9 protein-coding genes are annotated in these 12,159 nt (G+C 63.1%); 7 read left to right on the plus strand and 2 right to left on the minus strand.

Going from position 1 to position 12,159, the window contains the following annotated elements:
- The first annotated feature begins 105 nt into the window (after positions 1 to 105).
- From ACEOAC_RS11740 to ACEOAC_RS11760, 5 genes are all read left to right on the plus strand, one after another.
- Entirely contained in the window at positions 106 to 447 is a 342-nt protein-coding gene (locus ACEOAC_RS11740) for a cupredoxin domain-containing protein (protein WP_006464000.1), read from the plus strand.
- Between the two features lie 45 nt (positions 448 to 492).
- Entirely contained in the window at positions 493 to 1,371 is an 879-nt protein-coding gene (locus ACEOAC_RS11745) for an FTR1 family iron permease (protein ID WP_241811676.1), read from the plus strand.
- A 57-nt stretch (positions 1,372 to 1,428) separates the two neighbouring features.
- Positions 1,429 to 2,766, plus strand: coding sequence for a 4Fe-4S binding protein (locus ACEOAC_RS11750; protein ID WP_413444013.1), 1,338 nt, complete (start codon positions 1,429 to 1,431; stop codon positions 2,764 to 2,766).
- Positions 2,767 to 2,929: 163 nt separating this feature from the next.
- Complete coding sequence (locus tag ACEOAC_RS11755; RefSeq protein ID WP_006463997.1) at positions 2,930 to 3,268, plus strand: zinc ribbon domain-containing protein YjdM; 339 nt, start codon at positions 2,930 to 2,932, stop codon at positions 3,266 to 3,268.
- A 108-nt stretch (positions 3,269 to 3,376) separates the two neighbouring features.
- A complete protein-coding gene (locus ACEOAC_RS11760) occupies positions 3,377 to 4,384 on the plus strand; it encodes a bile acid:sodium symporter family protein (RefSeq protein ID WP_006463996.1) in 1,008 nt (335 codons plus the stop codon).
- An 83-nt stretch (positions 4,385 to 4,467) separates the two neighbouring features.
- Here ACEOAC_RS11760 and ACEOAC_RS11765 read toward each other — a convergent pair whose 3' ends face one another.
- The gene (locus ACEOAC_RS11765) at positions 4,468 to 5,517 is read right to left on the minus strand and encodes an NADP(H)-dependent aldo-keto reductase (protein WP_077236775.1); all 1,050 of its coding nucleotides are present in this window, start codon (positions 5,515 to 5,517) and stop codon (positions 4,468 to 4,470) included.
- A 221-nt stretch (positions 5,518 to 5,738) separates the two neighbouring features.
- On the opposite strand from ACEOAC_RS11765, the gene ACEOAC_RS11770 reads away from it, so the two are divergent.
- Entirely contained in the window at positions 5,739 to 7,022 is a 1,284-nt protein-coding gene (locus tag ACEOAC_RS11770; RefSeq protein WP_006463994.1) for an MFS transporter, read from the plus strand.
- Positions 7,023 to 7,061: 39 nt separating this feature from the next.
- Here the strand turns inward: ACEOAC_RS11770 and ACEOAC_RS11775 are convergent, their stop codons facing one another.
- Positions 7,062 to 10,265: an EAL domain-containing protein gene (locus ACEOAC_RS11775; RefSeq protein WP_413444677.1), complete on the minus strand. Its 3,204-nt coding sequence runs from the start codon at positions 10,263 to 10,265 to the stop codon at positions 7,062 to 7,064.
- A 784-nt stretch (positions 10,266 to 11,049) separates the two neighbouring features.
- Here ACEOAC_RS11775 and ACEOAC_RS11780 point away from each other — a divergent pair.
- Entirely contained in the window at positions 11,050 to 12,156 is a 1,107-nt protein-coding gene (locus ACEOAC_RS11780; protein ID WP_006463992.1) for an S-(hydroxymethyl)glutathione dehydrogenase/class III alcohol dehydrogenase, read from the plus strand.
- The last annotated feature ends 3 nt before the right edge of the window (positions 12,157 to 12,159 follow it).

Below are 12,159 nucleotides of genomic sequence, written 5' to 3' on the forward strand. Positions count from 1 at the left end.
GCCCTCGTGGAGCGCGGGCCGCTGGCCCGTCTCCCGTGAATCGACTCCGGCCTGCTGCCGTGGCGGCGCGCCGGTTTTATCGTTTTCAGGATTTTCGGAGTTTCGATGATTGCAAGCATTGTCCGTTCGTCCCTCCTGGCATTGACCCTGTTCGGCGCGGCCGTGCAGGCACAAGCCTCGGACCTGCCGACCTTCAAGCTGGAGATGCAGGACGGCAAGCTGATTCCGCCGCGCATCGAAGTGCCGGCCGGTCAGCGCATCAAGATCGAGGTGCACAACATCGGCAAGTCCGCCGCCGAGTTCGAGAGCGTGGAACTGCGCAAGGAAAAGGTGCTTGCCCCCGGCGCGCAATCCTTCGTGGTGATCGCGCCCTTGCGTCCGGGCGAGTACAAGTTTTTCGACGACTTCCATCTCAACATGCCGCAGGGCGTGATCGTCGCCAAGTAGGCGGCGGTGTTGCAGGGAGTCCAGGTTTCTAGGGAAGGGTAGTTCATGGGACAGGTCATGTTCATCGTCTGGCGCGAGAGCGTCGAGGCGCTTCTGGTGGTCGGTATTCTGTATGCCTGGCTGAAGAATGGTGACGTCAGCGCGCGCCGCGGCATTCCCTATCTGTGGGGCGGCGTGGCTGCCGGCGTGCTGCTGGCTGCCGGTCTGGGCGCGGCGCTGCTGGGATTCTCGGAACTGCTCTCGGGCGACGCCCAGACCTGGTTCCAGATCGCCATCGTGCTCATCGCGGCGGTGCTGATCGTGCAGATGGTGTTCTGGATGCGCAAGCACGGTCGCACGCTCAAGAAGGACATGGAAAGCTCCATGCAGTCCAGCTACGAGAGTGGCAACTGGTGGGGCGTGTTCGTGCTGGTGATGCTGGCCATTGCCCGCGAAGGCAGCGAGACCGCGGTGTTCCTGTACGGCATCGGCCTGGGCCAGCAGGAGGCCAGCACGGCCTCGCTTGTGCTGGCCGGCGTGATCGGTTTCGGCCTGGCCTTCCTGACCTTCTATCTGTTGCAGCTGGGCGGCAAGATCTTCTCCTGGCGCCGTTTCTTCCAGGTCACTGAAGTCATCCTGTTGCTGCTGGCAGCGGGTCTGCTGGTCACCGGCGTGGAAAAGCTGTTCGACGTGATCCTGGAAAGCTCGGACATGCTGGCCTCGGCCAACTGGACCATGACCTTGACCGCACCGGTGTGGGACACCTCCATGCTGCTGGATGATTCCACCACCCTGGGCAGCCTGGTCTCCACACTGACCGGTTACCGCGCCCGTCCGGCGCTGCTGTCGGTGATCGTCTATGTGGTTTACTGGGCTGTGGTATGCTCGGCCCTCTATCGAAAACCCCAGCCTCAGCCCAAGAGCAAGAGGCAAGAAGCAGTCTGAAGCCTGATGACGACCTGTACGCAATCGCCGACTCTGCTCACGCGTACCGGAGAATGGATGCGCCGCAATGGCGCATTCATCCGAGGCCTGCAATGGATCGTGGTGGCCGTGTATGCGCTGCTGATCCTGGTCCCGGTGTTCCTCCCTCTGCCTGACGAAACCGCCCACCTGTGGTCCAACCTGACCCTGATCGCCCAGTTCGCCTTCTGGGGCATCTGGTGGCCCTTTGTGCTGGTGAGCATGGTGCTGATGGGGCGCGTCTGGTGTGGCGTGCTCTGCCCTGAAGGTGCACTCACCGAATTCGCCAGCAAGCACGGCCGCGGCAAGGCCATTCCAAAATGGATACGCTGGGGCGGCTGGCCCTTCGTGGCGTTCGCCCTGACCACCGTCTACGGCCAGATGGTCAGCGTCTACCAGTATCCCAAGGCGGTACTGCTGGTGCTGGGCGGTTCCACCGTGGGGGCCATGATCGTCGGCTACCTCTATGGTCGCGACAAGCGCGTCTGGTGCAAGTACCTGTGCCCGGTCAACGGCGTCTTCGGCCTGCTGGCCAAGCTGGCGCCGCTTCACTACAAGGTCGATGAAGCGGCCTGGCGCGCCTCCTACCATCCCGAACACAAGATCATTCCCATCAACTGCGCGCCGCTGGTCCCGCTGCGCAACATGAAGGGCGCATCCGATTGCCATATGTGCGGTCGCTGCAGCGGCCACCGCGACGCCATCGCCCTGACCTTCCGTCCGCCGGCCGTGGAAGTGGTGCAGTTCGGCAAGACCCACAACAATCTCTGGGAAAGCGCACTGGTGCTGTACGGCCTGCTGGGTATCGCCATCGGCGCCTTCCACTGGACCGTGAGCCCCTGGTTCATCGCCATTAAGCAGGACATCGCCACCTGGCTGATCGACCGCGACATCATTTGGCCCTTCGGCACCCAGGCGCCGTGGTGGCTGCTGACCAACTACCCGCAGCAAAGCGATGTCTTCACCTGGCTGGATGGCGCCATGGTGGTCGGCTACATCCTCACTACCGGCCTCGTGCTGGGCAGCGGAGTGGCATTCCTGTTCGCCCTGGCCACACGGCTGCTGGGCAAATGGGAATGGGGCCGCTTCAACCACCTGGTGCAGGCCCTGATCCCGCTGGCTGGTTGCGGCGTCTTCATCGGCCTGTCGGCGACCACCATCAGCCTGTTGCGTGCCGAGCACTGGCCGGTGTACTGGGCCAATGACGTGCGCGCCGCCTTGCTGGCTGCCATGACCTTGTGGAGCCTGTGGCTGTGCTGGAAAGTGGTCGCGCGCCACGCCGACGGGTGGGGCCGGCAATGGCTGGCGATGCTGCCCTTGATCGGTGGCCTGGCCCTGGTCAATACCGCCTGGTGGCTGATGTTCTGGGGCTGGTAAGCAGGGACGCAGTAGCGAAGTCAACACCAAGGACGGCAGGTCTGCCCAGGCGGATCTGCCGTTTTTTTCGTGTTTTCGATGGCGAAGATGAGCAGGATCATGGTGTAGTTGGCGGTTGAAGCAGTACAATCGCTGCCTTTTCACGCTAATTGCCGGAGTTTTCATGAGCACCTTGCCCGCCTGTCCCCAATGCCAGTCCGAATTCACCTACGAGGACGGCAACCAGCTGGTCTGCCCGGAATGCGGCCATGAATGGAGCGCCCAGGCGACTCCCGCCGCCGAACAGGCCCGCGTCTGGCGCGATGCATCCGGCAACGTGCTGCAGGATGGCGATACGGTCACCGTCATCAAGGACCTGAAACTGAAGGGCGGTGGTGGCGTGGTCAAGATGGGGACCAAGGTCAAGAACATCCGCCTGGTCGAGGGCGACCACGATATCGACTGCAAGATCGACGGCTTCGGCTCCATGGGCCTGAAGACCGAATTCGTGCGCAAGGCCTGAGCCGCATCGCCTCCTGCGGTACTGCAAGGGACGGCGCCTCTCACGTAAAATGGCGGTTTGCCCGCGCCCCGGCACGGGTCATACCATTACAACAGAATCGATACCGCCATGGCCCGTCCCCGCTTCCTGCCCGACAACATGACCCTGATGCTGCTGGCCGTCGTGCTCACAGCATCCTTCCTTCCCTGTACCGGCCAGGTGGCCGAGGCCTTCGATGGCCTGACCACCTTCATGATCGGCCTGCTGTTCTTCATGCATGGCGCCAAGCTCTCGCGTGAGGCGGTGGTAGCCGGCTTCACCCACTGGAAGCTGCATGTGACGGTATTGCTCTGCACCTTCGCACTGTTTCCGCTGATCGGCCTGTTGTTGAAGCCCGTGCTGCTGCAGTTCATCACGCCCGAGCTGTACCTGGGCCTGCTGTTCCTGTGCGTGCTGCCTTCCACCGTACAGTCTTCCATCGCCTTTACCTCGGTGGCGCGCGGCAACGTGCCGGCTGCCATCTGCGCCGCCTCCGCCTCCAACCTGCTGGGCATTTTCCTCACGCCGCTATTGGTGGGTGTGCTGGTGGTAGCGCATGACGGCGGCGGACATTCCTCGCTCGATTCGATCCTGAAAATCGTCTATCAGTTATTGCTGCCCTTCGTGGCCGGTCAGATCGCCCGTCCCTGGATCGGCCGCTGGATCGAGCGCAACAAGTCCTGGCTCAAGTTCGTCGACCAGAGCTCCATCCTGCTGGTGGTCTACGTGGCCTTCAGCGAAGCCGTGGTGCAAGGGTTGTGGCACCAGGTGCCGGTGTCCATGCTGGTGGCGCTGCTGGTGATCAATGCCGTGCTGCTGGCCATCATCATGGGCATCACCACCTTCGGCAGCCGCCGCCTCGGGTTCAACAAGGAAGACGAGATCACCATCGTCTTCTGCGGCTCCAAGAAGAGCCTTGCCTCGGGCGTACCGATGGCCAAGGTGCTGTTCTCCAGCGGCGCCATCGGCATGGTGCTGCTGCCGGTGATGCTGTTCCACCAGATTCAGTTGATGGTGTGTGCGGTGATGGCGGCGCGCTACGGTGCCCGCGAGGAGCAGGTGCAAGCGGCCGTGGCCACTGAAAGCAGCGGCGACTGAAAATTGCTTGCTCGTTTGAGCGATGTGATGACACAAAAAAACCGGCGCGTCGCCGGTTTTTTGTTGCTCGCGCCAAGCAGGCGTCAGGGCGCCGGATTCGGCTGCGCGCGATGGATCGCCTCGATCCCTGCCAGCACTTCCTCACTCAACTCCAACTGGGCACTGTCGATATTGCTGCGCAGCTGGTCCAGCGTGGTGGCGCCAATGATGTTGGAGGTCAGGAAGGAACGGCTGTTCACATAGGCCAGGGCCATCTGCGCCGGGTCCAGGCCGTGCTTGCGGGCCAGGGCGACGTACTCGGCCGTGGCGCGTTCGGCTTGCGGATTGGTATAGCGCACAAAGCGCTCGAACAGCGTCAGTCGGCCCCCGGCCGGGCGCGCGCCGTCAAGATACTTGCCGCTCAACATGCCGAAGGCCAGCGGTGAATAGGCCAGCAGGCCGACCTGCTCACGATGGGCGAACTCGGCCAGGTTGATCTCGAAGCTGCGGTTGAGCAGGTTGTAGGGATTCTGGATCGTGACAATGCGTTCCAGCCCGTGCTGCTCGGCCGCGCGCAGGAATTGCGCCACGCCCCAGGCGGTTTCGTTGGACAGGCCGATGGTGCGGATCTTGCCCGCCTTCACGAATTCGCTGAGGACCTTGAGCGTCTCCTCGACCGGTACCGTGCTCTCGTCGTCCACGTGCTGGTAGCCGAGCTGGCCGAAGCTGTTCACACTACGGTCCGGCCAGTGCAGCTGGTACAGGTCCACGTGATCCAGTTGCAGGCGCTCCAGGCTGCCATGCAAGGCCTCGGTCAAGCCCTTGCGGTCCAGGTTGTTGATGCCGCCGCGGATATGGCGCGGGTTGTGCGGCTTGCGTGCCGGGCCGGTGCATTTGGTGGCGATGAGCAGACGGTCGCGCTGGCCGGACTTCTTGAGCCAGGTACCGAGATAGCGCTCGGTCAGGCCCTGCGTTTCCGGCTTGGGTGGCACCGGATACATCTCGGCGGCATCGATCAGGTTGATGCCGCGTTCAACGGCCAGATCGAGTTGCGAGTGGGCCTCGGCTTCGCTGTTCTGTTCACCCCAGGTCATGGTCCCCAGGGTGATCTGGCTGACCTTGATGTCGGTGCGGCCGAGTTGGCGGTACTGCATGTTGGTTCTCCTTGTAATTGGCCGACTGCGGCGCCGACTTCAGCGTCGATCGCAGATGGGGGCCTGCTTCAGCCGGCGGGCGCGGGATCGGGTAGTATATCTGCGCCCGACCTGCCTTGCAGGGCAGGGCCGCAGCGGCGCCAAGACCGTCTGCGTGATGCCGGTGCAGCCGCTCACAGTTTGCTGTTCCGGTCCACATCGCCCAATCTCCACATCCAGACATGTCATCCACCAGTACCACCGAGCAGCCCGACCAGGCCGGCGACGACCAGCAGCCTTTGCGTCACCACACCCCCTTCAAATTGTTCTGGTGCGCCAGCGTGGCCTCCACCATCGCGCTGCAGATGCAGATCGTGGCGGTCGGCTGGCAGGTCTACCAGCTCACGCACAGCGCCTTCGACCTGGGTATCGTCGGACTGGTGCAGTTCATTCCCTCGCTGTTTCTGGTGTTCGTGGTCGGCCATGTGGCCGATCGCCATGACCGGCGCAATGTGGCCCGCATCAGCGCGCTGGTGGAGGCCCTGGCTGCGGCCACGCTGGCCCTGGGCAGCATCGGAGGCTGGCTCAATCGCGAGATGATCTTCGCCATCGTCGCCGTCATCGGTGCCGGTCGCGCATTCTCCAAGCCGACCATGTCGGCCCTGCTGCCCAGCCTGATGTCGCCCCGCGCCTTGCCGGGCGCGGTGGCCGGCTCGGCGTCGGCCACCCAGTTCGCCATCATCATCGGCCCGGCGCTGGGCGGCCTGCTCTACGTGGCCGGACCGGCCGTGGTGTACGCCAGCAGTTGCGCCCTGTTCGCCCTGTGCAGCCTGCTGCTGTCCTTGATCCGGCGACCCGCGTCAGCCACTGCTTCTGCTGCGGCTGCCGCCAAGCCGACCGGTGCCAGCCTGTCCTCGGTATTCGCCGGCCTGGCCTTCATTCGCAGCAAGCCGGCCATCTTCGGCGCCATTTCGCTGGACATGTTTGCCGTGCTGCTGGGCGGCGCCACTGCCTTGCTGCCGGTCTATGCCAATGACATCCTGCATACCGGTGCCGCCGGCCTGGGCCTGTTGCGTTCGGCGCCTGCGGCCGGTGCGCTGGTGGTGGCCCTGTGGCTGGCGCGCCGGCCCCTGGGCGGTCGCGTGGGCCGCACCATGTTCATTGCTGTCGCGGTGTTCGGGATGGCGACCATCGTCTTTGGCCTCTCACACTGGTTCCCGCTGTCGCTGGCCGCGCTGGCGGTGCTGGGCGCGGCCGACATGATCAGCGTGGTGGTGCGCTCGTCCTTCGTCCAGCTGGAGACACCGGACGCCATGCGCGGCCGGGTGTCGGCCGTCAATTCGGTCTTCATCGGCACCTCCAACCAGCTGGGGGAGTTCGAATCGGGGCTGACCGCAGCCTGGTTCGGTGCGGTGCCGGCAGTGCTGATCGGGGGCATCGGCACGGTGGTCATCGTGCTGTTGTGGATTCGCCTGTTCCCCTCGCTGTACCAGGTCGACCGGCTCAGTTCGCGATCTTCGCAGTGAGGGCAGAGGCAAGAGCCGGGGGGAGGGCAGGGGCAGCGCTCAGGGCGGGCTGCCTTCGATGACCAGGGCCTGCGCCGCCTGCCGCAGCGCCTGCTGCTGCATCAGCAGCATCTGCAGGAACTGCACATAGGGAACCGGCTTGCTGAAGTAATAGCCCTGGTATTCGTCCGAACCGAATTCGCGCAGAGCCTGCAACTGCTTTTCGGTCTCCACGCCTTCAGTCACCACCTTCAGGTTCAAGGCATGGCTCATGGCGATGATGGCCTGCACGATGGCGCTGCTGTTGGCGTCATCGGGGATGTCGTTGATGAAGGACTTGTCGATCTTCAGGGTATTGACCGGGAAGCGCTTCAGGTAAGCCAGTGACGAGTAGCCGGTGCCGAAGTCGTCGATGGAGATGGTGAAGCCCTCGGCGCGGATGCCATCCATGATGGCAATGGCCTGGTCGCGATTGTGCATCACCATGCTTTCGGTGATCTCGAATTCCAGGCAGGCCGGTGGTGTGCCGTGGCGCGCCACCACCGACTTGATGTCGTCGAGCAGGTGTTCGTCACCGAACTGGCTGCCGGTGAGGTTGATGGAGATGCGTCCGCATTCGAGGTTGCGCTCCAGCATCAGGCCGATGTCGCGGCAGGCCACGTCGAGCACCTCCAGTCCGATCTGGTCGATCAGGCGCGTCTCCTCTGCCAGCGGGATGAATTCGCCCGGGGGCAACAGACCGCGTACCGGGTGCTGCCAGCGCACCAGCGCCTCGGCGCCGACGATGCTGCCGCTGGCCAGGTTGATCTTGGGCTGGTAGTGCACCACGAATTCGGCGCGCTCGATGGCACGGCGCAGCTCGGCTTCCAGGGCGATGCGCTCCACCGTATTGGTGTTGACCTCGTCGGAGAAGAAGCGATAGTCGTCCTTGCCATGGTGCTTGGCACGGTACATGGCGATATCGGCGTTCTTGATCAGGGTCTGCGCATTGTCGCCATCGCCGGGATAGGTGGCGATGCCGATACTGGCCGAGAGCATCGCTTCCTGGCCATCGATGATGAAGGGCTTGCGTGCCTCGGAGAGCAGCTTCTGCGCGATCTCGCCCAGTTGCAGCGGATCGTCGAAGTCATCCACCAGCACGATGAACTCGTCCCCGCCCACCCGGGCCAGGATGTCCAGTTCGCGCAGGCTGTTGCGGAAGCGCTGGGCGATTTCCTGCAGCACCGCCTCGCCAGCCTCGTGACCGAAGGTATCGTTGATGTTCTTGAAGCGGTCCAGGTCCATCAGCAGCACCGCTACCATGCCATTGCGGTGTTCTGCGTGGGTGATGGCATTGGAAACGTGCTGGGTGCACAGGAAGCGGTTGGGCAGGCCCGTCAGTTCATCGTAGTGCGCCAGGTGGCGGATGCGCTCGTCGGCGCGACGGCTTTCGATGGCCACGCTGGCCAGGTCGGCCGCGATATTGGCCAGTTGCAGGTATTCATTGCTGGGGGCCTGGTTTTCCTTGAGCAGGGCGGCAAACACGCCCAGTAATTGCCCCTCTTTACCGATGATGGGCCAGGCGCCGCAGGAGGGATAGACCTCCACATCGATCAGCACCCGCAGGTGTTCAGTCACCGGATCGCGCGCGATATCGGTGACGATGCAGGGCCCGCGCCGCAGCGCCGCCTCCGCGCCGACGCCGCAACCGTGCCGGATCGGCATGCCCTGCAGCGCCCGCAACAGGCGGGGCGGATAACGCCGGCTCAAGACGGTGGTGAAATGCGAAGCCTGCTCGTTGACCAGCATCACGCAACTGGCGCCGTAGGGAATCTGGGCATCGGCAAAGCCGACGATTTCGTTGAGGATGCCATCCAGGTCTTCATCGGCCATGACCATGTGCAGCACCCGGTTCTGCTCGCTCTGCAGCAGTTCGGCGCGCTTGCGGGCACTGATGTCACGCAGGATGGCGAAGATCGCATAGCCCCGCTCGAATTCGGCCCGGTTCAGCGTGACGTCGGTGTGGATGATCTTGTTGCGTCGTACGGTCACCCACTCGAACTGCTGTGGCTGGCCGGAGAGCACGCGGCCGACCAGCTCATCGATATCCGGCTGCTCTGCCGTCCTGGCCTTTTGGCGTGAGAACAGGCCGACCTTGCGGCCGATGATGCGCTCCTTGTCCGGTACGCCGAAAAAGCGCAGTGCGGCGGCATTGCAGTCCAGGTAGCGAAGCTCCGACGAAATCAGCACGATGGGATCGCTGCCCTCCTCGTAGAGCTTGCGATAGCGGTATTCACTGGCCGACAACGCGTGGTCCAGGCGCCGCTGGTAGCGGTAGTAGACCAGGAAGGAAATCAGCGCGATCAGGATGAAACCGAGTATCCCCGTGGTCAGCAGGATGCGGTTCTCGGTTCGGCTGCGCCAGGGCGCAAGCACGTCTTCCATGCGGCGCGCGTAGACCGCCACCAGCGACCACTTGTCCAGCCGCTTGTAGGAGAACAGCAGCGATTCGCCGGTCAGGTGGGAGATTTCCTCGAAGGCGCCTTCCTCGGCGCCGGCCCGGATGCGCCCCATGCTCTTGGCGTCGGCCAGGCTCACGTTCAGCCAGCGTTCCTCATAGGGGGAGCGCAGCATCATCGAGCCGCTCTCCGAACGCAGCGAGACGATGGCCTCGAAGTTGGTGATGCGCTTGTAGAAATCGAAGAAGGTGGCGGCCCGCAATTCGGCCACCAGCAAGCCGATCGGCCGGGCGCTGCGATCGAACAGGTTCATCGCCACCGGCAACACCAGTTCGCGGTTGTAGCGGCTGCGCATGAGCTGGCCGACGAACAGGGTGGGGCGCGCCGGATTGCCGTCCACAAAGGTCAGCTTGCGATCCTCGGGAATGCTGGTGGTATCGAAGGCGCGCAGCGAACTGGCACGGGTATTGCCGTTGCGATCCACATAACGCAGCACCATCACCGTAGGCAGGCGCTGCTGCATCTCCGAGAGCAGGTGGTACAGGGCCTGGTCGTCGTCCAGCAGGTCGGGGCCGGCACCCTGGATGTGCTCGGCGGTATTCCACAGCATCTTGTCGAGGTCGCCGAAGACGCGCTCGGCATGCTCTTGCACGCTGCGCACGGCGGCCATCGAACTGGCGCGTTCGGAATCGATGGTCAACTGCCGGTCCTGGCGGATTTCCCACCATGTCTGTACCACGATGAACGACCCGACGAAGCCGACGAACAGCAGCAAGGTCTTCAGGGTATAACCCGTGCGTCCCGGTGATTTGTTCTGTTTTCCCATGTGACCAACTATCACATCACCTGTCGTTAGGCAGCTTGGTGCTGCTCATCCATTCGTCCGACATCTGCCGGACGACCGTTCGACAGCTCTCTCACGCAAGGCGCATTTTTCCTGCCGTTGACGTCCTGTGCCAAGCCGCTGGCACAATACATCGCCGCAGGCGGTCACCATAGTGACCGTTGCTTACGCCAAAATTACGTGGATGCCCCCACTTGCTGATACGAAGGATGACAGTATGCCATCCCGTCTGATGCTGCGCTTGATGCGTCTTGTCGTGTTGCGTACAACCAGATGATGGTCGGCAGATGCGCATGGTTGGAACAGGGCCATCTGCGCTCGCTACCCTGGATGTCGTTATTGCTCCGGCCCTGCTCTAGCCTTGTCCTTGCTTTGTCCCTGCCTTGCCCTGTCGTGCTTGAGGCACTGCGGCGCGCTGGCCGTCCCCTGCTATCGTTTGTTTTGTAGCAACCTTACCCCAAGCCAAAGGCTTTGTCATTATCGTGGCGGCGATGCCGCAACGCGACAGCAGGTTTTTCATGTCAGGCGGAAATTTTCACTTGTTCTGACATCAAGATGACTCGTAAAAATTCAGTACCGCGATGCGGCAACTGCATTTTCGTTTGCAATGCGATAATACGGCGTCCGGGATCACAGCATCTCAGTACGCCAGTACCTCAGCAGCTGAGTGCAACCCTGATCGCCGCCGCAGTTGAGGCTGAGCAGGATGCACCCATCCCAGGTTACCTCCACGCATTCCCCATTACCAGATAAAGGACCCATCCCTATGAAGACAAGAGCAGCGGTAGCATGGCAGGCAGGCAAGCCCTTGACCATCGAGGAAGTCGAACTCGGCGGCCCCAAGGCCGGCGAAGTCCTGGTCGAGATCAAGGCCACCGGCATCTGCCATACCGACTACTACACACTCTCCGGCGCCGACCCGGAGGGCATCTTCCCCGCCATCCTCGGCCATGAAGGCGCGGGCGTGGTGGTCGACGTCGGCCCGGGCGTGAAGTCGCTCAAGAAGGACGACCACGTCATCCCCCTGTATACCCCGGAATGCCGCGAGTGCAAGTTCTGCCTCTCGCAGAAGACCAACCTGTGCCAGGCCATCCGCGCCACCCAGGGCCGCGGCCTGATGCCCGACGCCACCAGCCGCTTCTCGCTGGACGGCAAGCCCCTGTTCCACTACATGGGCACCTCGACCTTCTCCAACTACATCGTGGTCCCGGAAATCGCCCTGGCCAAGATCCGTTCCGATGCCCCCTTCGACAAGGTCTGCTACATCGGCTGTGGCGTCACCACCGGTGTGGGCGCCGTGCTGTTTACCGCCAAGGTGGAGGCGGGTGCCAATGTGGTGGTGTTCGGCCTGGGCGGTATTGGCTTGAACGTGATCCAGGCGGCCAAGATGGTCGGTGCCAACAAGATCATCGGCGTGGACCTGAACCCGGCGCGTGAAGCCATGGCCCGCAAGTTCGGCATGACCGACTTCATCAATCCCAAGGACGTCCCCAACGTGGTCGATGCCATCATTGGTCTCACCGACGGCGGCGCCGACTACAGCTTCGAGTGCATCGGCAACACCACCACCATGCGCCAGTCGCTGGAGTGCTGCCACAAGGGCTGGGGTCAGTCCATCATCATCGGCGTGGCAGCAGCCGGCCAGGAAATCTCCACCCGTCCGTTCCAGCTGGTGACCGGCCGTGTCTGGAAGGGCTCGGCCTTCGGCGGCGCGCGCGGTCGTACTGACGTGCCAAAGATCGTCGACTGGTACATGGAAGGCAAGCTCAACATCGACGACCTGATCACGCACAAGCTGCCCCTGGAGCGCATCAACGAAGGCTTCGACCTGATGAAGAGCGGTGAATCGATCCGCTCTGTGGTCGAGTTCTGAGGA

The organism is Herbaspirillum frisingense (assembly GCF_047325095.1).
Lineage (GTDB): Bacteria > Pseudomonadota > Gammaproteobacteria > Burkholderiales > Burkholderiaceae_D > Herbaspirillum > Herbaspirillum frisingense.